Annotated in this window: 21 protein-coding genes; 1 reads left to right on the forward strand and 20 read right to left on the reverse strand. The window is 63.0% G+C overall.

Annotated elements, in window-relative coordinates:
• Positions 1 to 112: 112 nt before the first annotated feature.
• From ACN0SW_RS18220 to ACN0SW_RS18285, 14 genes are all read right to left on the reverse strand, one after another.
• The gene (locus tag ACN0SW_RS18220) at positions 113 to 757 is read right to left on the reverse strand and encodes a pseudouridine synthase (RefSeq protein WP_417729357.1); all 645 of its coding nucleotides are present in this window, start codon (positions 755 to 757) and stop codon (positions 113 to 115) included.
• 97 nt (positions 758 to 854) lie between these two features.
• Positions 855 to 3302 (reverse strand): GcvT family protein, encoded by a 2448-nt coding sequence (locus tag ACN0SW_RS18225; RefSeq protein WP_417729358.1) that lies wholly within the window; start codon positions 3300 to 3302, stop codon positions 855 to 857.
• Positions 3303 to 3389: 87 nt separating this feature from the next.
• Entirely contained in the window at positions 3390 to 4286 is an 897-nt protein-coding gene (locus ACN0SW_RS18230) for a homocysteine S-methyltransferase family protein (protein WP_417729359.1), read from the reverse strand.
• The gene (locus ACN0SW_RS18235) at positions 4283 to 6727 is read right to left on the reverse strand and encodes a GcvT family protein (RefSeq protein ID WP_417729360.1); all 2445 of its coding nucleotides are present in this window, start codon (positions 6725 to 6727) and stop codon (positions 4283 to 4285) included. Before ACN0SW_RS18235 ends, ACN0SW_RS18230 begins: the two co-directional genes overlap by 4 nt.
• Positions 6728 to 6738: 11 nt before the next feature.
• Complete coding sequence (locus ACN0SW_RS18240) at positions 6739 to 7110, reverse strand: GFA family protein (protein ID WP_417729361.1); 372 nt, start codon at positions 7108 to 7110, stop codon at positions 6739 to 6741.
• On the reverse strand, positions 7110 to 7730 hold the full coding sequence (locus tag ACN0SW_RS18245; protein WP_417729362.1) for a LysE family translocator: 621 nt from the start codon (positions 7728 to 7730) through the stop codon (positions 7110 to 7112). The genes ACN0SW_RS18240 and ACN0SW_RS18245 overlap by 1 nt, the downstream gene beginning before the upstream one ends.
• A 10-nt stretch (positions 7731 to 7740) precedes the next feature.
• Positions 7741 to 8313 (reverse strand): helix-turn-helix domain-containing protein, encoded by a 573-nt coding sequence (locus tag ACN0SW_RS18250; RefSeq protein ID WP_417729363.1) that lies wholly within the window; start codon positions 8311 to 8313, stop codon positions 7741 to 7743.
• Between the two features lie 191 nt (positions 8314 to 8504).
• Positions 8505 to 9278, reverse strand: a complete 774-nt coding sequence (cobM, locus tag ACN0SW_RS18255; RefSeq protein WP_417729364.1) for a precorrin-4 C(11)-methyltransferase — start codon at positions 9276 to 9278, stop codon at positions 8505 to 8507.
• On the reverse strand, positions 9275 to 11092 hold the full coding sequence (gene cobJ / locus ACN0SW_RS18260; RefSeq protein ID WP_417729365.1) for a precorrin-3B C(17)-methyltransferase: 1818 nt from the start codon (positions 11090 to 11092) through the stop codon (positions 9275 to 9277). The genes cobM and cobJ overlap by 4 nt, the downstream gene beginning before the upstream one ends.
• Positions 11083 to 11784 carry a precorrin-2 C(20)-methyltransferase gene (gene cobI / locus ACN0SW_RS18265; protein WP_417729366.1) on the reverse strand — a complete coding sequence of 234 codons (702 nt, stop codon included), beginning with the start codon at positions 11782 to 11784 and terminating at the stop codon, positions 11083 to 11085. The genes cobJ and cobI overlap by 10 nt, the downstream gene beginning before the upstream one ends.
• A gap of 53 nt (positions 11785 to 11837) precedes the next feature.
• The gene (cbiE, locus tag ACN0SW_RS18270) at positions 11838 to 13049 is read right to left on the reverse strand and encodes a precorrin-6y C5,15-methyltransferase (decarboxylating) subunit CbiE (protein WP_417729367.1); all 1212 of its coding nucleotides are present in this window, start codon (positions 13047 to 13049) and stop codon (positions 11838 to 11840) included.
• Complete coding sequence (locus ACN0SW_RS18275) at positions 13046 to 13690, reverse strand: precorrin-8X methylmutase (RefSeq protein WP_417729368.1); 645 nt, start codon at positions 13688 to 13690, stop codon at positions 13046 to 13048. The genes cbiE and ACN0SW_RS18275 overlap by 4 nt, the downstream gene beginning before the upstream one ends.
• Positions 13691 to 13756: 66 nt before the next feature.
• Positions 13757 to 15052, reverse strand: coding sequence for a sirohydrochlorin chelatase (locus ACN0SW_RS18280; protein WP_417729369.1), 1296 nt, complete (start codon positions 15050 to 15052; stop codon positions 13757 to 13759).
• Positions 15049 to 15270 carry a DUF6732 family protein gene (locus tag ACN0SW_RS18285; protein ID WP_417729370.1) on the reverse strand — a complete coding sequence of 74 codons (222 nt, stop codon included), beginning with the start codon at positions 15268 to 15270 and terminating at the stop codon, positions 15049 to 15051. The genes ACN0SW_RS18280 and ACN0SW_RS18285 overlap by 4 nt, the downstream gene beginning before the upstream one ends.
• A gap of 299 nt (positions 15271 to 15569) precedes the next feature.
• Here ACN0SW_RS18285 and ACN0SW_RS18290 point away from each other — a divergent pair, with 299 nt between their 5' ends.
• Positions 15570 to 16544 (forward strand): glutathione S-transferase family protein, encoded by a 975-nt coding sequence (locus tag ACN0SW_RS18290; protein ID WP_417729387.1) that lies wholly within the window; start codon positions 15570 to 15572, stop codon positions 16542 to 16544.
• A gap of 23 nt (positions 16545 to 16567) precedes the next feature.
• Here the strand turns inward: ACN0SW_RS18290 and ACN0SW_RS18295 are convergent, their stop codons facing one another.
• The 6 genes from ACN0SW_RS18295 to rpsH all read right to left on the reverse strand — a co-directional run bounded on the left by ACN0SW_RS18295 (position 16568) and on the right by rpsH (position 19324).
• Positions 16568 to 17005: a GFA family protein gene (locus ACN0SW_RS18295; protein WP_417729371.1), complete on the reverse strand. Its 438-nt coding sequence runs from the start codon at positions 17003 to 17005 to the stop codon at positions 16568 to 16570.
• A 229-nt stretch (positions 17006 to 17234) separates the two neighbouring features.
• Positions 17235 to 17423 carry a 50S ribosomal protein L30 gene (rpmD, locus tag ACN0SW_RS18300; protein ID WP_417729372.1) on the reverse strand — a complete coding sequence of 63 codons (189 nt, stop codon included), beginning with the start codon at positions 17421 to 17423 and terminating at the stop codon, positions 17235 to 17237.
• A gap of 12 nt (positions 17424 to 17435) precedes the next feature.
• The gene (gene rpsE, locus ACN0SW_RS18305; protein WP_417729373.1) at positions 17436 to 18002 is read right to left on the reverse strand and encodes a 30S ribosomal protein S5; all 567 of its coding nucleotides are present in this window, start codon (positions 18000 to 18002) and stop codon (positions 17436 to 17438) included.
• Between the two features lie 12 nt (positions 18003 to 18014).
• Positions 18015 to 18374 carry a 50S ribosomal protein L18 gene (gene rplR / locus ACN0SW_RS18310; protein ID WP_417729374.1) on the reverse strand — a complete coding sequence of 120 codons (360 nt, stop codon included), beginning with the start codon at positions 18372 to 18374 and terminating at the stop codon, positions 18015 to 18017.
• Between the two features lie 11 nt (positions 18375 to 18385).
• Positions 18386 to 18919 (reverse strand): 50S ribosomal protein L6, encoded by a 534-nt coding sequence (rplF, locus tag ACN0SW_RS18315; protein ID WP_417729375.1) that lies wholly within the window; start codon positions 18917 to 18919, stop codon positions 18386 to 18388.
• Positions 18920 to 18931: 12 nt separating this feature from the next.
• A complete protein-coding gene (gene rpsH / locus ACN0SW_RS18320; RefSeq protein WP_417729376.1) occupies positions 18932 to 19324 on the reverse strand; it encodes a 30S ribosomal protein S8 in 393 nt (130 codons plus the stop codon).
• Positions 19325 to 19326: the final 2 nt, after the last annotated feature.

Consider the following 19326-nt stretch of genomic DNA (forward strand, 5'->3'; position numbering starts at 1 on the left):
TCCGGAACCGCATGGGCCCTCGAATGGATGATCCTCCCGCAAATGGCCCAGACAACAGCACGCGCCCTCAACGCCGCGCTCGACCTCTGCCACAGCGTGACCCACTTTGGCCTCAGAACGGCACCGCCGCCCGAAACTTGACCCCGGCGCCGCCATCCGGATGGCGCAGCCGCAATTCCTCTGAATGCAGCATCAGGCGCGGAAAATCCCGCGCCGCCCCGCTGGCATAGAGCGGATCGCCCAAAATCACATGGCCCAAGGCCAGCATATGCACCCGTAACTGATGGCTGCGCCCGGTCTGCGGGCTCAGCCGCACCCGGCTTTCGTCGTCATTGGCGCGCAGCACCCGCCATTCGGTCAGCGCCGCACGCCCGGTCTCATGACAGACCTTCTGTAACGGGCGATTGGGCCAATCCACGATCAGGGGCAGATCAACCACGCCCGTCTGCGGCTCCAGCCGCCCCCAGACCCGCGCGACATAGGTCTTGCGCGTCTGCCGCTTCTCGAATTGCAGCCCCAGATGCCGCTGCGCATGGGGCGTCAGCGCAAAGATCATCACGCCCGAGGTGTCACGGTCCAGCCGATGCACCAAGAGCGCGGTGGGAAACACATCCCGCACCCGCGCCATCAGACAATCGGCCAGATGCGCGCCCTTGCCCGGCACACTCAAGAGCCCCGCAGGCTTGTTGACCACGACAATCTCGTGATCGTCATGCAGCACCTCAAGCGGATCGGTCGGCGGATTATACTCAGTCATGCCCGCGCCTTACACGACCCGTCCCGCCTGTGCCACTCCCACATTCATCTGGCGTCAAATACCTCGGGGGGTGTGGGGGGCTGGCCCCCCACCCTTCTCACGCCTTCACGCGCAGCGATTTGGGGTCATACATCGGCCTCAGCGACGCCTCCGCCTTCACCCGGCCCCCCGCGACATCGACCTCATAACAGGACGCCAACACCTGCTCCGCACTCTCACCCTTGCAAGGCACATAACCCATGCCAATCGCCGCCCCCAGATGATGCCCGTAAGCGCCCGAACTCAGATAGCCCACGATCTCGCCATCCCTCAGCAACGGCTCGTTGTGATAGAGCATCGGCTCGGGATCGGTCAGGCGAAACTGCACCAGCCGCCGCTCCAGCCCCGCCTCACGCTTGGCCAGCACCGCCGCGCGCCCGATGAAATCGGCCTTGCCGGTGGCCAGGGCAAAGCCAAGACCCGCCTCCAGCACATGATCCTCGCAAGTGATGTCATGGCCGAAATGCCGAAACGCCTTTTCGATCCGGCAACTGTCCATCGCATGCATCCCGCAGAGGCGCAGCCCGTAATCCGCACCCGCCGCGTGCAACACCTCGAACACATGGCCGCACATATCGGCGCTTACATAGATTTCCCAACCAAGCTCCCCCACATAGGACACGCGGTGCGCCCGCGCGACCCCCATGCCGATCTCGATCTGCCGGGCATGACCAAAGGGATGCGCGTCATTCGAGAAATCATCCGGCGAGACCGCGCGCAAGAGGTCCCGCGCCTTTGGCCCCATCACCGCCAGCACGCCTTCGCCTGCCGTCACATCAGTGATCACCACCGCGCGCTCCCCCAGATGCCGCCGCAGCCATGTCTCATCCGCCAGCCGCGTCGCCGCAGGGGTGACCACCAGATAGGCGGTCTCACTGAGCCGCGTCACCGTCACATCCGCCTCGATCCCGCCACGCGCGTTCAGGAATTGCGTATAGACGATCCGCCCCGGGGCCACAGACATATCCGCCCCGCAGACATGGTTCAGAAACGCCTCGGCATCGCGCCCCTCGACCCGCAGCTTGCCGAAACTCGACATGTCGTATAGGCCAACCGCAGTCCGAATGGCCCGCTGCTCATCCCCGGCATTCCCGAACCAGTTCTGCCGCTTCCACGAGTACTGATACTCCCGCTCCTGCCCCGGTGCAGCATACCAGTTGGCCCGCTCCCAGCCTGCCAATTCGCCCATGACAGCACCTTGAGCCAAGAGCTGCGCATGAAACGGCGTTTGCCGCACACCGCGCGCCGTGGCCTTTTGCCGATACGGGTAGTGATCGGCATAAAGCAGGCCCAGGGTTTCCTTGGAGCGTTCAAAGAGATAGCGCTTGTTGCCCTGAAAGGGCTGCATGCGGGAAATGTCCACATCGCCCAGATCAAAGGGCTTCTCGCCGCTGTCCATCCATTGCGAGAGCGCATGACCCGCCCCTCCGGCTGACTGGATACCGATCGAGTTGAACCCGGCGGCGACCCAGACATTGTCCATCTCAGGGCAGAGCCCCAGATGATAGGCATCATCGGGGGTAAAACTTTCCGGACCGTTAAAGAAGGTGTGAATTCCCGCCTCCGCCAGCATCGGCATCCGGTTCACCGCCGCCTCCAGAATCGGCTCGAAATGGTCGAAATCCTCGGGCAACTGATCAAATTCAAAACTTTCGGGGATGCCCTCCATCCCCCAGGGTTTCGAGACCGGCTCGAACGCGCCTAGCATGATCTTGCCTGCGTCTTCCTTGTAATAGGCGCATTCATCGGGCACCCGCAGCACCGGCAATTGCGTGAGGCCTGCAATCGGCTCGGACACGATGTAGAAATGCTCGCAGGCATGCAGCGGCACATTGGTGCCCGCCATCCGGCCCACCTCATGCCCCCACATACCCGCGCAATTGACGATCATCTCGCAGGCGATATGGCCAGAACTGCCATCCTCGCCCTGCCAGTCGACCCCGGTCACCCGGCGTCCCGCCCGCGCAATCCCCGTGACCTTGACCCGCTCCTGCACCCGCGCGCCCCGGTTGCGCGCGCCCTTGGCCAGCGCCAGCGCGATATTCGCGGGGTCCGCCTGCCCGTCGGTGGGTAGCCAGACACCGCCGGTGACCCCGTCAAGACTGATATGCGGATAGCGCGCCTTGATCTCTGCCGGGCTCATCTCCTCGACCGGCACGCCAAACGCCCGCGCCATCGCGGCAGTGCGCTTGAGCTCCTCCAGCCGCTCGGACGTCAGCGCGACCGACACCGATCCCACCTGCCGAAACCCGGTGGCAACGCCCGTCTCCGCCTCGAGCCCGGTGTAAAGCTCCGCAGAATAGCGCGCGAGCCGCGTCATATTGGCCGTGGCGCGCAATTGCCCGATCAGCCCCGCCGCATGCCATGTGGTCCCCGAGGTGAGCTGCTTGCGCTCCAAGAGCACCACATCACGCCAGCCCAGTTTGGTCAGATGATAGGCGACAGAGCAGCCCACGACGCCGCCGCCGATGATGACCACGCGGGCCTGATTTGGAAGATCGGTCATTTATAACCCCATGAAACGATGATGAAAGAGACGAGGGTGGGGGCGCTGCCCCCACACCCCCGAGGTATTTGCGGCCAGATGAAAGCCTCAGATAATGTCGTGCCCGGCCGCACGCAGCCGCCGCGCCAGTTCCGCGATATGCGCAGGCCCCACTTCGCAACAGCCGCCAACGATGCTGGCCCCTTGCGCGACCCAGCCCATGGCGAATTCGGCATAGGCGTCCGGAGTCAGATCGCTGCGTTGCTCCAGCGCATCGACCGTGGGCGCGGCGCCCAGAAAGCCCGCGCTGATGCAGGTAAAGCCATTGGCATAGGCCCCGAAAGGCAGGCCAAAACCGCGCATGATCTCCAGCCCCGCCGCCACGGATTCGGGCCGCGTGCAGTTGATCAGCACCGCCTCGGGTGCAAATTCAGCCACCAGCGGCGCCAGATCGCCCAGCGCCTCGCCCGAGCGCAGCCGCGTGCCGTCGTCGTCCATCACCGTCACGCCCAGCCAGACCGGCAGGCCGCTCTGCTTGGCCGCCAAGAGCCCGCCCCGCGCCTGATCGACCGAGGCCATGGTTTCCAGAAGGATCAGATCGACATGATCCTTCAAGAGCGCCACATTCTCGGCATAGAGCGCCGCCGCCTCTGGCGCAGGCGGGCAGAGATCAGGCCGGTAGGATTGCACCAGCGGCCCAATGGCCCCCGCCACCCGTCCCGCGCCACGCGCATCGCGCGCCGCCACCGCCGCCGTCACCGCCACATCCGTCAGCCGCGCCACCTCATCCTGCAAACCGACGCGCGACAGACGGTCGCGCAGCACGGCATAGGTGTTGGTCGAGGCCACCGTTGCACCTGCGGCGAAATAATCGTCATGCACCGCCTGCACGATATCCGGATGGTCGATCATCACCTGCGTCGACCAGAGCGGCGTCGCCCGGTCGCCAGAGCGTTTCACCAACTCCTGCCCGATCGAGCCATCGAGCAATGTAACCCTGCTCATGCCCGCAGCCTTTCGTTTTCAGGATCCCACAGCGGCGCATCCGCCTGCACCACCGCAGCACAGCGCTCGCCATAGATTTCCACCTCGATCTCCGTCCCCGGCACCGCCAGATCGGCGCGCAGCATGCCCAAGGCCACGCTTGCATTCACCCGGTAACCCCAAGCGCCCGATGTGGTCTCGCCGACGATTTGCCCGTCATGCCAGAGCGTCGACATATAGGGCGCATCGGCGGCCTTGGCCTCCACGATCAGCGTAACAAACCGCTTCTTGACCCCCGCCTGTTGCTCGGCCAAGAGCGCCGCCTTACCGGTAAACGCCTGCGGCTTGTCGAATTTGACGAACCGCTCAAGGCCCCCCTCCAGCATCGAATAATCTGTGGACAGATCGCCCTTCCACGCGCGATAGCCCTTTTCGATGCGCAAGCTGTTCAGCGCGAACATGCCAAAGGGTTTCACCCCCGCGCCAGTCAAAGCCTCATAGATCGCCGGAATGGCGGCATTCTCGGCATGGATTTCCCAGCCCAACTCGCCGGTGAAACTCACCCGCACCAGAAACGCCTTTTGCCCCGCGACAGTGGCATGCTGATGGCTCAGCCACGGCAGGCTCAGATCGGCATCGGTCAGCCCCGCCAATATCTCGCGGCTCTTGGGCCCCGCCAGCAACAGCGCATCGCGCTCGGTCGTGGTTTCGCGCAGGCTCAGCCCCTCGGGCAGCGCGTTACGCACCAATTCGCCGTCATGCCACTGCGCCGTGGCCGCCGTGATCAGCACGAAACTGTCCTCTTTCAGGCGCAGACAGGAAAACTCGGTCACGATCCGGCCGCGCGTGTCAGCGACATAAACCAGATTCATCCGCCCGACCTTGGGCAATCCCCCCGTCACAAAGCCGCGCAGCCAGTCATCGGCCCCCGCCCCTTCGATCCAAAGTCGCGTGAACCCCGGCAGATCAAGCACGCCGCAATGATCGCGCACCGCCTCGCATTCCTCGCGGATACGCGCCTCCCACGGCCCCGCCCGGTTCCAAGTCTGCGTCGCCGCCTCTGAGGTATCATCGCCGGCTTGCGCGAACCAGTTCGCCCGCTCCCAGCCGTTATAGACCCCCATCACACCCCCCAGCGCCTTGACCTTGTCATGCACCGGGCTCACCTTGCGGTCACGCCCCGCAGGCCAGCTGTGCCACGGGAAATGCATGGCATATTCATGCCCGTAAACTTCCATCCCCTTCTGCACGCAATACTCAGCATCGGTGTAATCTGTATAGCGGCGCGGATCACAGGCCCACATGTCCCATTCCGTGGCCCCTTCCGTCACCCATTCCGCCAGCACTTTGCCAGCCCCGCCGCCCTGCGCGATGCCAAAGGTAAAGACGCAGGCCTCGAACGCATTGGGCACCCCCGGCATCGGCCCGATCAGCGGCAGACCATCGGGCGCATAGGGGATCGGTCCGTTGATCACCTTGGAAACCCCCGCGCTGCCCAGCAAAGGCACCCGCGCCATCGCATCCTCGATATACCACTCCAGCCGCTCCAGATCGTCGGGGTAAAGCTGAAAGCTGAAATCCTCCGGCATCGGATCACCGGGCTGCACCCAATGCGCCTTGCAATTGCGCTCATAGGGGCCAAGGTTCAGCCCGTATTTCTCTTGCCGCAGGTAATAGGAACTGTCGACATCGCGCAAAAGCGGCAATTTATGCCCTGCCTCCCGGCTCCACGCCTCCAACTCGGGGATTTCATCGGTCAACATGTATTGATGGCTCATCACCATCATCGGCACCGTGCGCCCGCCGTAAGGCTTGAACCACTCACCCACCCGCTGCGCATAATACCCGGCGGCGTTGACCACATACTCACAGCGGATCTCGCCTTTTTCCGTGGCAACGATCCACTCGCCATTCTCGCGCCGCACCCCGGTGGCGGGCGTGAACCGCAGAATGGTCGCCCCCATGTCCCGCGCGCCCTTGGCCAGCGCCTGCGTCACCTGCGCGGGATCAATATCGCCATCATTGGGATCATAGAGCGCGCCTTGCAGGTCATGCGTTTCCAGAAACGGGTAACGCGCCTTGATCTCGTCCACGCCCAGAATATCAAGGTTCATCCCCTGATACTTGCCCATCCCCCGCGCGCGCTCAAACTCCTGCATCCGCTCGCGGCTATGCGCCAGACGGATTGACCCCGTCTGATGGTAATTCATCGGATAATCCACCTCCGCCCCCAGCCGCGCATAGAGCTCGGTGGAATAGCGTTGCATGTTCATCACCGACCAGCTTGTTGAAAACGTCGGCACATTGCCCGCCGCATGCCATGTGCTGCCAGCGGTCAACTCGTTCTTTTCCAACAGAACGCAATCGGTCCAGCCCGCCCTGGCCAGATGATAGAGACAGGACGCGCCCACCACGCCCCCGCCGATGATCACGACCCGCGCCGTGCCCGGAAATTCCGCCATGTCCCTCTCCCTCAATCCCTTTGCGGCACGCCGTCCGCGATGTCGTAATAATCACCCTTGTCCTTGACAAAGATGTGCTTCTCCAACCGCAACCCGGTCGGCGCCTCCAGCGCCCCCAGCGCGAAACTCATGGTGTCCTCATCATGCGCGGCCCAGAACAGGAACGAGCCGCACTTGGGACAAAACCCACGCTCCGCAATCTCGCTCGCGGCATACCATTTCACCGGTCCGGAAATACTCAAATCCGACCGCGCCACATAGGCCGAGGCCCAGACATGCCCCGACTGTTTGCGGCATTGCCCGCAATGGCACACGCTCGCGCCTTTCGGTGCCGCCTTCACCGTAAATGTCACATCCCCACACAGACACGATCCCTTGTGCATCATCCCCTCCCCGGAGTTACGGCGCTGCCCAGCGCTACGCCATAGATCACGAAACAGGCGGCCATCCCCCGCCGCAGCCAGACATTGAACACAGCCCCAAGTGCTGCCCGGCCAAGGCCCGCCCCGAGCGCGGTGTAGCCCAGATAACTCAGCGTCGTCAGGCTCAGCGCCGTGGGGAAAATCACCCACATCTGCGCACCAATCGGCACATCGGGCTGCACGAACTGCGAAAACGCCGCCAGATAGCCCGCCACGCTCTTGGGGTTGATCGTGGCAATCGCCAAGGCCCGCCAATAGACCGACCCACCCGGTGCCGCACCCGCCGCAACCGGCCTGCGCGCCAGTATCCAGCCGCGCACCCCGAGGTAAATCAGAAACCCCGCCCCGATCAGCTTGGCCACCTGAAACGCCAGAGGCGAGGCCGCGATCAGCGCCGTGATCCCCGCCGCCGACAGGCTCAGGAACAGCGTCGCCTGCGTCAGGATCGCCAACACCCCCCAGAGGCTGCGCCGAAACCCGATCGTCATGCCATTGGTGATGCAATTCACCGCATTCGGCCCCGGCGTGGTGACAAACACCACCCAGAACAGGGCAAACACGGTCCAGGCGTGAAAACTCATCCCCGCCCCCTCAATAAACCGGCGGGGCGATCACCCAGATCGCCACGCAAGGTGTGTCATAGGGGTTGGCCCAACCATAGGGCTCACCGCGAAACCGGAAACTGTCGCCGGGGCCAACGGTGAATTTGCGCCCGCCAATGCTCAGATCCAGCCGCCCCGACAGGATATAGCCGACCTCCTGCGTCGGGCGCTGCGCCGGGCGCTGCATCTTGGACCGGGGCCGAAAGGTCGAATGGATCACCTCGAAATCGTCGGTCAGGTCCGGGGACAAAAGCTCCTCGATCAACCCTTCCTCGCCCGATCCCATCGGCCGTCGCGCGCCTGCGCGCACCACATAGCCCTGTTCCTCGGCGGGCGCGCTCGCATGGCCAAAGAGCAACGACATCGGCACGCCCAGCACCTCGGCCACCTGCCGCAGATCGCTGATCGACGGTTCCGACAGATCACGCTCGACCTGAGACAGCCAGCCCACCGACCGCCCCAGCATTTCGGCCAGCGCCGCCAGCGTCAGCCCACGCGCCTTGCGCAAGGCGCGCAGATCCGCGCCAAGGCTGCGCATTGCGTTGATCTCGGTTTGCTGCATAGAAGGACTCGTGAAAATTTCCGCTCAATTTTCACGCTGCGCCGATTCCGTGAAAAAATCAAATGAAATTTCACGAGCGCATCGGCTTTCCTTCAGCCGCGCGGTCGCCGACCTGCGGGGTGGCGATCCGCCGCGCGAGGCGCTTGGGGCACCTTACAAAATCCCCTGACAAACCTTACAAAGCGTAAGGTCTACGCCTTCGCCGCCACCTTGGGCCGCAACACATGCGGCACGCCCGGATCATAGAGCGCGCTATCCTTGAAATCAGCGATTTCACCCAGCACTTTTCCCACCAGAATCAACGCAGTACGCGTGATTTTCTCGGCTCGTACCTTGGCGTGAATGTCTGCAAGCGTGCCCCGGATAAACATCTGATCCGGCCACCCCACCCGATAGGCCACCACCACGGGGCAGTCATCCCCATAGTAAGGCGCCAAAATTCTGTGTATTTCCCGCAGGTTACGGATTCCAAGGTGAATCGCCAGCGTCGCCCCGGTGCGCGCGAAATTTTCCAGCGTCTCGCCCTCGGGCATGGATGTGGATTTCATGGAAACCCGTGTCAAAACAATGCTTTGCGCGATCTCTGGCATGGTCAATTCCTGCCCCAGCGCCGCCGCCGCCGCCGCATAGGCCGGAACCCCCGGAATGATCTGATAATCAATCCCGTCAGCCCGAAGTTTACGAATTTGTTCGGCAATCGCACCATAGAGTGACGGATCGCCTGAATGCACCCGCGCCACGTCCAAGCCCTTGGTATGGCTGTCTAAAATGACCGCGTGGGTATCCTCCAGCGTCATCGGCGCGGTGTCCATGACCAGCGCCCCCTCGGGCGCACCGGCCACAACCTCGGCCGGCACAAGGCTCCCGGCATAAAGGCAGACGGGGCATTGCCCGATGATGCGCTCCGCCTTCTTCGTCAAAAGCTCCGGATCGCCCGGCCCTGCACCGATGAAATAGACCGTCATTTCAATGCCTTCCCTGTTCTGACCTCGGCCAGATCGCCATCAATCTTGCGCGCATAGCCGCGCGGCGTGAACATGCGCGGCCCCTCGCCCAATTGCGCCAGACGGCTGTTCGAGGACCCCACCAGAACCACCGTTAACATATCCACCTCATCCACCTGCAAATCGGCCAAGCACCTGTAACGCAAGGATTCTTCCGGTCGCCCCAATGAGCTTGCCAGCAGCACAGGCGTATCGGCGGGGCGATGTTTCAACAAAATATCCCGCGCCTCGGATAATAAAGTCCGCCGCGTCTTGGACACCGGATTGTAGAAAGCGATCACAAAATCGCCCTCCGCCGCAGAATTCAACCGCCGAATGATATCTTCTCGCGGAGTTAATAAGTCACTGAGCGAAATCGTGCAGAAATCATGCCCAAGCGGTGCCCCCGCCCGCGCCGCCGCCGCCTGAAGCGCCGAGACACCGGGCGAGCAGACAACCTCTACCCGCCGCGCCGCGTCACTCACGCCCTGCGCCTCCGGCCCGCGGTCCAAGAGTTCGAAAACCAGCGCCCCCATCGCGTAAATGCCTGCATCTCCAGAACAAATCAGCGCAACGTTCTTTCCTTGCCCAGCCTGTTCCAGCGCATAGCGGCACCGCGCCTCCTCGCCTCCCAGCGGGAAATCGCTGCGCGCCTTGCCCGCCGCCAGTGGCCCCAAGAGGTCGATGTAGAGGCCATAGCCCACCAACTCATCCGCCTCCGCCACCAGACGAGAGACTTCCGGCGTCCGCCAACTCGCCTGACCGGGGCCGATGCCCAACACGCTCAACCGCCCCCGCGCCCGTCCCGGCATCTCGGTAATAACCGTCTCCGAGCGGCTCAGCGCACAGGTTGCATTGGCAGTTTTTCTTTTTTCTACAACCAGTTGCCCACCACAGGCCAGCGCTGCCCCCTCGGACACCCCATGGCATCCGACCTCAGCAAACACCACCTCGGACGGGTTCGCCAACTGCCCCGCAAAGGCCTCCAGCTCCGCCGCATTGAACAGGCGGAACGGCACACCCAACCGCCGCGCCACCGCATTCATGGCACCTTCGTCAGCCTTGAGATCAATCGACGCGACACAGGCCACCGCCCCCGCCGCAATCCCTTGCTCCTCCAGCGTTCGGCAAACCAGATCCCACAATTCCTCAGTCGCGCAACCCCGCGCACAGCCGAGACCAAGCGCATAGCGCCGCGGATGATAAACCAAGCGTTTGTCGTCTCCGGCAACCGGCGCCTCGCTCACCACCAACTCGACAGCGCCGCCTACATCATTGATATCAAATATATTCTCGCCAGTGACGCGCACGCCCTCTCCCGCCAACAGCGCCGCCATCGCGGCCTTGGCGTCACCGGGATTGGCCAAATGATACCCCAAAGGCGGCGCATCGAGCGCCACCCCCATGGCCACATCGCCCGCCGTCGTCACCGCTGCCACGGCGCCCAGCCCCTCGGCAATCACCGCCGCAAGCCGGTTGGCCCCGCGGTGCCCGCCCAAGAGCGGCACCACCACCGCCCCGTCGTCACTGACAGACACCACCGGCGGCTCGCCACGCTTGTCGCTCAGCATGGGGGCAACCGCGCGAATCAAAATGCCGCTCGCACAGACCCCCACCACCGGCACCCCTGCGGCGAAAAGATCGCGCGCATGATCCAGCGCATTGGGAAACCACGCCTCGGCGCGCGCCACACGACCTTCGCGACCGTGCACATCGCCGCCAATCAATTCCGCCACGCGATGCGCCACCGCCTCACCAGACCGGCTCAACGCCAGAACAACAGGTCTCACAGCCATGGATCGGCCCCTTTCGTGAGCAAGATCATTGAAAAATACGGAGCCTTTTCCGGGGCTTGCGCCAAAGGACAAACCACTTCCTCAGCCAGACTCGCGCGTTCGACATAAACCGCCTGCGCGGTCAAACCCAAATCCCCGATCACTGCCCGGACCTTTCGCAAATGGCGCCCCACCTTCATGATGGCGACACTCTCCGCCCCCTCGATGCGCGCCCGCAATTCCGCCTCGGGCAAGGGGCCGGGCAGCACGGTCAACCGCTCATTGCGCGCCACCAGCGGGCGCCCTGCCCGCGCGGCACAGGCGGCAATCGAGGTCACACCGGGCACCACTTCGACCTCGTAGCGGCCACTCAACCGGGCAAAGAGGTACATGAACGACCCATAAAAGAACGGATCGCCCTCACAGAGACAGACCACATCTTGGCCTGCGTCCAATGCCTCGGCAATTTCCGCAGCCCCCCGGTCATAGGCCGCCTGCGCCGGGGCCCGCTCGACGCTCATCGGCACATCCATCACGATCTCGCGCGCCTCCGGCGCAATCGCCTGCGCGGCGATCGCGCGCGCGAAACTCTTGCCCCCCGCCAAGGCCGGATAGGCCACAACCTGCGCGCCCGAAATCAGCCGATGCGCCCGCAGCGTCATCAACTCAGGGTCACCCGGCCCAAGACCAACGCCATAGAGCTTACCAGCCATGCCCGCGCCCGCCTTTCATCGTTCCACAAATACTCAATTCCGACGCCCGCCACTCATCGCTTGATCAGGCTCCATTGCGTGACCGGCATCAGTGGCCGCCAGCCAGTCAAGCCGCCCACCGGCTCGGCCCGGTTGACCTGCAATTTCACCAACTCGCCGCCATGCCGCTTGTAAAGCGCCACCAGCACCGCCTCGCTCTCCAGCGTCACGGCATTGCACACAAACCGCCCCAGCGGGCGCAACGCGGCCCACGCCGCGTCAAACACCGCCTCAGACAACCCGCCGCCGATGAACACCGCATCGGGGGCGTCAAGCCCGGCCAAGGCCTCGGGCACCCGCCCCTCGATCAACTCCAGCCGCGGCACACCAAGCGCCAGTGCATTCGCCGCCGCCATCGCACGCCTGTCCGCGCGCGGCTCGATGCCAATGGCGCGGGCATAGCGCGCGCCGCGCATCCATTCCACCGCAACAGAACCGCAGCCGGTGCCGATATCCCACAGCAAGGCTCCGCGCATCGGCATCAGCTTGGCCAGCGTGGCAGCACGCACTTCACGCTTGGTCATGGTGCCGTCATGCTGAAAGAGATCATCCGCCAGCCCAGGCACCCGTGGCATCAGCGCGGCATCAGGGGCGGCCACGCACTCGACCGCCAGTGTATTGAACGGTGGCACCGCATGGTTCCAGCTCTCCGCCTGCCCGTCAAACCGCGCTTCCTCAACCCCGCCCATATTGGCCAGCACCGTCATGCGCGATTGCCCGAACCCCCGCGCGCTCAGAAACTGTGCGATCTGCGCAGGCGTCTCCGCCCCGGTGGTCAGGATCAGGAGGCGCGCATCGGGTTGAATGAACGCGATCATCTGCTCGACAGGTCGCCCATGCACGGTCAGCGTCTCCAGATCCGCCATGCTCCAGCCCATCCGCGCGGCGGCCAGCTGAAAGGCCGAAAGCTGCGGATGATAAACAATCTCGGACGGTTGCATCGACCGACCGATCCGTGCGCCCACTGAGAACCACAGGGGATCACCGGTGGCCAGCACCACCACGCGCCGCCCGCGCAGCCCCGCAAGAAGGTCTGTCAACGCATCAAACGGCGACGGCCAGGCGATCCGCTCCGCCGTGACAGCTTCGGACAGCTGATGATGCCGCTCGCCGCCCACGATCACCTCTGCTGCCTCGACAATGGCGCGGGTCGCAGGCAAGAGTCCTGCCATCCCGTCCTCACCAATGCCCACGATATGCAGCCACGGCTCTACCCGATCCGTCATGCGCCCACCTCCGGCAATCCAGCCGCCAACGCATTGACCGCGGCACTCGCCATCGCAGATCCGCCCCGCCGTCCGCGCAGGGCCACAAATTCACAACCGCGCGGGTTATCCGCCAGTTCGGCCTTGCTCTCAGCCGCGCCAACAAACCCCACGGGAAAGCCCAGGATCAGCGCCGGACGCGGCGCACCTTCATCCAGCAGTTCCAAGAGGTGAAAGAGCGCGGTCGGCGCATTGCCAATCGCCACCACGGCCCCCTCCAACCTGTCCGCCCAGAGTTCCACCGCCGCCGCCGAGCGCGTGTTGCCGATCCCCGCCGCGATGCCGGGCACATGCGGGTCATTCAGCGTGACGATCACCTCATTCTGGCAGGGCAGATAGCGGCGGATGATCCCTGCGCCCACCATCTCGCAATCGCAAAACACCGGCGCACCGGCCTGCAAGGCTGCATGGCCTGCGCTATAGGCCCCTTCGGAAAACGCCAGCCTGTCCGCCACCTCGACCATGCCACAGGCATGAATGAGCCGGATCGCAAGCGCCTCCATGCCGGGACCAAACCGATCCAGCCGCGCCTCGCGGCGCACGGTAGCAAAGCTCATCTCGTAGATGGCCGAGGGGTTCTTTTCATAGGGACGCAAAATCAACCCTTTGCGATTGCGGCCGGTGTCACAGGCTCCGGCGGAAGTATTCTCACCAAAAAGAAACCGGGATCAGATCTTGGCCCGCCGCGCGCTCTCAGGCCCATGCGGATGCTGGGCATGGGGATAGGGCGCGTGGTGGTGGTCATGATCATGGTGGTGGTGATCATGCCCGTGATCGTGGTGATGATCGTGGCCATGGTGATGATCGTGATCGTGGTGATGATCGTGATCGTGATCATGGCCATGGTGATGATGCGCCTGCACCTCCAACCGGCACATCCCGGTGCAGAACGTATCGCAGAGCGTGCAATCGGCCACGTTCGAACCGGGCGCAGAGGCACCCTGCCCCTCGACATGGTGGTGATGGCTTTCCTGCACCGCCCCCACCTCGGCCTCAAACCCCAGAACCTGCGTGCGGTATTTGCACATGACGCATGTCGGCGGCGGCACATCGCCAAACGCCGGATGCCCCGTTCCCTGCGCCTCGGCCAAGGCGGCGCGCTGTTCGGGGGTGATCCGCTGCACCGCGCCCCCCTCAATGGCAAGGATCTGGGTGCGATACTGACAGGTGCCGCAATTGGGCGGCGGCACGGCGCTCAACTGCTCGGTCACGCGCTCGGCAAAGGTTTCCAGCACCTTGGGATGATCCCCCAGATAGCCCGCTTTGACGAATTGCATGCCCGGATGCTCGGCGGCCACACGGTCGGTAAATCCATAGATGCGGTCGATCAGAATGCCGGAGAACAGGAAATAAGGGAATACCACGACGCGCTTGTAACCCAGCTTGACCACATGCTGCAGACAGGGTTCCACCAAGGGGAAGGTAACACCGGAATAGCCCACCTCGCACCAGCCAAACCCCATACCCTCTTGCAAAAGACGCGCAATCTTGGCGACATTGGCGTTGGCATCCGGGTCCGAGGCACCGCGCCCGATCACCACTAGGCAGGTGTCATGCAGGCTGACCTCGCCATGTTTCACATTGGCGCGGTCAATTGCCTCGCGTACCCGCGCCCCGGCGGCGGCGATCATCTTGGGGTCCACCCCCAATTCGCGGCCATACCGCACCTCAATACCATGCGTCGCAGCATAGGTGTTGAGCACGGTTGGAATGTCATTCTTGGAATGCATCGCCGCAAAGAGCATCCCCGGCACTGCCAGAATCCGCTCACAGCCCGCCGCGCGCAAACGGTCCAGACCGTCGCGGATCACCGGATTGGCAAACTCCAGATAACCATATTCCATCAGCCAGTCATCCGGCAGATAGCCCGGCAGTTTCTCGGCCAGCACGCTGAATTCGTCCACCGCCGATTGGCTGCGTGACCCATGCCCGCAGATCATTACACCCGTCTTGACCATGCTCATGCCTCCTGCGGCTCTTCTTCGGTGGCCTCACCCTCGGCCTCTTCCGCCGCCCGGTCCTTGCGCGCACGCAGCCCGGACCAAAGACCAATAGCAATCGCCGCCCCAAGCGCGGCCGCACCCAGCCAATGCCCATGCCCCGCCACCTCGGCCAGATGACCCGGATGGGCATGGGCAGCGGTGCCGCTCAGCAGCGCTGTCAAACTCGTGGCAAATCGCATGGCAGTCCCCTTTGTCCTCTGTCGCGCAACTCGGCGAAAAGGGGTGACGGGCCACTTGGCCCCGACGACGCGCGATCCGCCCCCGACATGGGTCAGCCAATCGTCGCACACCTTTCCGGCCCGATTGCGGGCTTCGTCATGGACCGCTTATAGGCGCAGCACCGCACGGCTGCAAACTAAGAAACGCCGTGCCTGCCGCCGTTCGCGACATGTGCAGCCCTGCACGGGGGCTGCGCGGTGTTGCGGATTACCTGCCCGCAACACCAGCCCTAAATTGCGGCGTAAGAGGAGAAATCAACATGGGCCAACTGGTCAACGGAGAATGGCAAGACGTCTGGTATGATACCAAATCAACGGACGGTGCATTCGTCCGCTCAACGGCAAAGTTCCGCAATTGGATCACCCCCGACGGCAGCGCGGGCCCAACCGGCAAAGCGGGGTTCAAGGCCGAGAGCGGACGCTATCACCTTTATGTCTCGCTCGCCTGCCCTTGGGCGCATCGCACGTTGATCTTTCGGGCACTCAAGGGGCTGGCGGATCACATTGATATCTCTGTCGTGCATCCCGACATGCTGTCGGAAGGCTGGACCTTTGGCACCGACTTTCCCGGAGCCACAGGCGACCGCCTCTATGGCCTGCCCTACGCCCGTGACATTTATCTCAAGGCCGATCCGGTGATTTCAGGCCGCGTCACCGTGCCGATTCTCTGGGACAAAGAGCGCGAAACCATCGTTTCAAACGAAAGCTCCGAGATTATCCGCATGTTCAACGCGGCCTTTGACGGGATCACCGGCAACAGCTTCGATCTCTGGCCCGAGGATCTGCGCAGCGCCATCGAACCTGTCAACGAGCGGATTTATAACACCGTCAACAACGGCGTCTACAAATCCGGCTTTGCCACCACGCAACACGCCTATGACAGCGCCGTGCATCCACTGTTCGATAGCCTCGACTGGCTCGAAGACCGTCTCGGCAGGAACCGCTACCTGATGGGGGACCGCATAACCGAGGCCGACTGGCGGCTCTTTACCACCCTCATCCGGTTCGACCCGGTCTATCACCTGCATTTCAAGTGCAACCGGGCCCGGATCATCGACTATCCCAATCTCTGGGGCTATCTGCGCGAGCTTTATCAATGGCCGGGCGTGGCCGAGACGGTCAATTTCGACCACATCGTGCGCCACTACCACTACAGCCACGCGACCATCAACCCGAACCGGATCATTCCGATCAATCCGACCCCAGACTTTGAGGCACCGCACGGCCGGGGCTGAGACAGCCCCGACCACGCCACAGATCAGGACGGATCTGGCCAGACAAAATCCGGCCGCAGCGCCGCATGCACAGGCCGACCATCCGACGGCTTGGGCACGCCGGTTGCGGGATCATAGAACGCGTGATAGCTGGCCGCACCAATCTGATCGCCATAGCCCATCAGATTGGGCACGATCACACGAATACGGTGCTGTTTGTCATCGAGCATGATCGGCGCGCCGCAAGTGCCGCAGGTGCACAGCTCGAGCGGGCCATCGGGATTGATGGCGTTGAACGGCTGGCGCTTCAGCCCGGCCTCGTTATCGACCACAACATCACCGTGGTTGTAGAACACCACATGGGTCGTGTCCTGACCCGTCACGCTCTTGCAGACGGAACAGTGACAGGTGTGATTGTCGATCGGTGCATGGGTCGTTTGGGTGTGAATGTGGTCGCAACCACCGGAACATTTGTCAGACATCGGCCTTCCTCCTCAAAGCGATGCGGATAGGCAGGTCAAAGGCCCGAGACCTCGAACCTGGGACCTACCCCAAGTTTCAACCTATCATGCCCGGCCCCTGACCGTGCCGATGATTCTGGTCGGACGCGACTAAAGGATGATCCAAGTCAGCACACAAAAAAAGCCCCGACCATTATGGCCGGGGCGTTCTCTTGGGTCTGCTTAGGCTGCGCCGGGATGGCGCACCGCCTTAGCCGCGTTCTTCGATGATCTTCACCAGATGCGGGATCTTGTTGACCATGCCACGCACCGAGGGGGTATCCTCAAGCTCGCGGGTCTTGTGCATCTTGTTGAGCCCCAGACCGATGAGGGTCTGACGCTGATCTTCGGGACGGCGGATCGGGCTGCCGATCTGCTTGACGACGATGGTTTTTGCCATTTGTCCGGTTCCTTACGCTTCTGCCGCTTCGGCAACCGGCGCTTCGTCACCCTTTTTCAGGATGTCGGCCACCTTCTTGCCACGACGCTGCGCCACCATGCGCGGGCTGGTCTCTTTCTTGAGACCGTCCAGCGTGGCGCGGATCATGTTGTAGGGGTTCTGCGACCCGGTCGATTTCGCGACCACATCCTGAACACCCAACATCTCGAACACGGCGCGCATCGGACCACCGGCGATGATGCCGGTGCCGTGCGGTGCTGTGCGCATCACGACCTTGCCGGCGCCATGGCGACCTTCCATGTCATGGTGCAGGGTCCGGCCCTCACGCAGCGGCACGCGGATCATTGCGCGCTTGGCAGCTTCGGTGGCCTTGCGGATCGCCTCGGGAACTTCCTTGGCCTTACCCTTGCCAAAGCCGACGCGGCCCTTTTGATCGCCTACGACCACCAGTGCAGCAAACCCAAAGCGCTTACCGCCCTTTACAGTTTTCGACACACGGTTGATCGCGACGAGACGATCGGCGAATTCCGGGGCTTCCTCGCGTTCGCGACGGTCGCGGCGGTTGTCTTCTCTTGCCATTCTCTCGTCTCCTTAAATCTTCAGGCCAGCTTCACGCGCGGCGTCGGCAACTGCCTTGACACGCCCGTGAAACAAAAAGCCGCCCCGATCGAAATAGGCCTCGGTGATACCGGCCTTCTGGGCCCGTTCGGCAATCGTGGTGCCGACCTTGGCGGCCGCCTCCACATTGCACTTGCCCACCATGCCCAGATCCTTTTCGAGGGTCGAGGCAGCGGCGAGCGTCACACCGTTGACGTCGTCGATCAGCTGCACGCTGATGTTCTTGTTGGAGCGGTGAACGCTGAGGCGCACGCGCCCTGCATTGACCTTGCGGAGTTTGTTCCGAACGCGCAGGCGGCGTTTGAGGAACAGTTTTCTTTTGCTGTTTGCCATCTGTCGCGTCCTTACTTCTTCTTGCCTTCCTTCTGGAAGATATACTCGCCTTTGTAGCGAATGCCTTTGCCCTTGTAGGGCTCGGGGCGTCGCCAGTCGCGGATATTCGCCGCGACCTGTCCAACGAGCTGCTTATCCGTACCCTCAACCACCAGTTCGGTGGGCTTGGGCGCGGTAACAGTCACACCTTCCGGAATGGGGAAATCGACGTCATGGCTGAGGCCGAGGTTCAGTTTGAGCACATTGCCCACCATCTGGGCACGATAGCCCACACCGCGGATCTCAAGCTCTTTCTTAAAGGCATCCTTGGCACCGTGCACCATGTTGGCGATGACCGTGCGGGTCATCCCCCACTGCTGACGGGCGCGCTTGGATTTGCCGCGCGGCGTGACCGAGATAACGCTGCCGTCGATGGTGATGGTAACATCATCCGTCGCGGTGAATGTCTTGGTCGCCTTGGGGCCTTTGACTTCGATCGTCTGTCCAGAGAGCGTCGCGCTGACGCCATCCGGCAGAGCCACGGGTTGTTTGCCGATACGTGACATGTCTGAGCCTCCTTAGAAGACAGTGCAGAGCACTTCGCCGCCAACATTGGCTGCGCGCGCGGCTGCATCCGACATCACACCCTTGGAGGTGGAGACAATCGACACACCCAGACCCTGACGGACCTGCGGAATGTCATCGACGCCCAGGTAGACGCGACGACCGGGTTTGGAAACCCGCTTCATTTCGCGAATGACAGGGGTGCCTTCGTAATACTTCAGGCTGATTTCGATGGCAGGATGGCCATTGGCATCCTTGGTCATCTCATAGCCACGAATATAGCCCTCGGAGGCCAACACATCGAGAACGCGCACGCGCATTTTCGACGAGGGGGTCATGACCGTGGACTTGCCGCGCATCTGCGAGTTGCGGATACGGGTGAGCATATCGCCGATAGGATCGTTCATAT

The organism is Roseovarius sp. (assembly GCF_048262375.1).
Classification (GTDB): domain Bacteria; phylum Pseudomonadota; class Alphaproteobacteria; order Rhodobacterales; family Rhodobacteraceae; genus Roseovarius.

Bases quoted from the DNA above. Each gene is read 5' to 3' on its own strand.
- ACN0SW_RS18220 (WP_417729357.1), bottom strand. From the start codon at position 757: ATGACTGAGTATAATCCGCCGACCGATCCGCTTGAGGTGCTGCATGAC.
- ACN0SW_RS18225 (WP_417729358.1), bottom strand. From the start codon at position 3,302: ATGACCGATCTTCCAAATCAGGCCCGCGTGGTCATCATCGGCGGCGGC.
- ACN0SW_RS18230 (WP_417729359.1), bottom strand. From the start codon at position 4,286: ATGAGCAGGGTTACATTGCTCGATGGCTCGATCGGGCAGGAGTTGGTG.
- ACN0SW_RS18235 (WP_417729360.1), bottom strand. From the start codon at position 6,727: ATGGCGGAATTTCCGGGCACGGCGCGGGTCGTGATCATCGGCGGGGGC.
- ACN0SW_RS18240 (WP_417729361.1), bottom strand. From the start codon at position 7,110: ATGCACAAGGGATCGTGTCTGTGTGGGGATGTGACATTTACGGTGAAG.
- ACN0SW_RS18245 (WP_417729362.1), bottom strand. From the start codon at position 7,730: ATGAGTTTTCACGCCTGGACCGTGTTTGCCCTGTTCTGGGTGGTGTTT.
- ACN0SW_RS18250 (WP_417729363.1), bottom strand. From the start codon at position 8,313: ATGCAGCAAACCGAGATCAACGCAATGCGCAGCCTTGGCGCGGATCTG.
- cobM (WP_417729364.1), bottom strand. From the start codon at position 9,278: ATGACGGTCTATTTCATCGGTGCAGGGCCGGGCGATCCGGAGCTTTTG.
- cobJ (WP_417729365.1), bottom strand. From the start codon at position 11,092: ATGGCTGTGAGACCTGTTGTTCTGGCGTTGAGCCGGTCTGGTGAGGCG.
- cobI (WP_417729366.1), bottom strand. From the start codon at position 11,784: ATGGCTGGTAAGCTCTATGGCGTTGGTCTTGGGCCGGGTGACCCTGAG.
- cbiE (WP_417729367.1), bottom strand. From the start codon at position 13,049: ATGACGGATCGGGTAGAGCCGTGGCTGCATATCGTGGGCATTGGTGAG.
- ACN0SW_RS18280 (WP_417729369.1), bottom strand. From the start codon at position 15,052: ATGAGCATGGTCAAGACGGGTGTAATGATCTGCGGGCATGGGTCACGC.
- ACN0SW_RS18285 (WP_417729370.1), bottom strand. From the start codon at position 15,270: ATGCGATTTGCCACGAGTTTGACAGCGCTGCTGAGCGGCACCGCTGCC.
- ACN0SW_RS18290 (WP_417729387.1), top strand. From the start codon at position 15,570: ATGGGCCAACTGGTCAACGGAGAATGGCAAGACGTCTGGTATGATACC.
- ACN0SW_RS18295 (WP_417729371.1), bottom strand. From the start codon at position 17,005: ATGTCTGACAAATGTTCCGGTGGTTGCGACCACATTCACACCCAAACG.
- rpmD (WP_417729372.1), bottom strand. From the start codon at position 17,423: ATGGCAAAAACCATCGTCGTCAAGCAGATCGGCAGCCCGATCCGCCGT.
- rpsE (WP_417729373.1), bottom strand. From the start codon at position 18,002: ATGGCAAGAGAAGACAACCGCCGCGACCGTCGCGAACGCGAGGAAGCC.
- rplR (WP_417729374.1), bottom strand. From the start codon at position 18,374: ATGGCAAACAGCAAAAGAAAACTGTTCCTCAAACGCCGCCTGCGCGTT.
- rplF (WP_417729375.1), bottom strand. From the start codon at position 18,919: ATGTCACGTATCGGCAAACAACCCGTGGCTCTGCCGGATGGCGTCAGC.
- rpsH (WP_417729376.1), bottom strand. From the start codon at position 19,324: ATGAACGATCCTATCGGCGATATGCTCACCCGTATCCGCAACTCGCAG.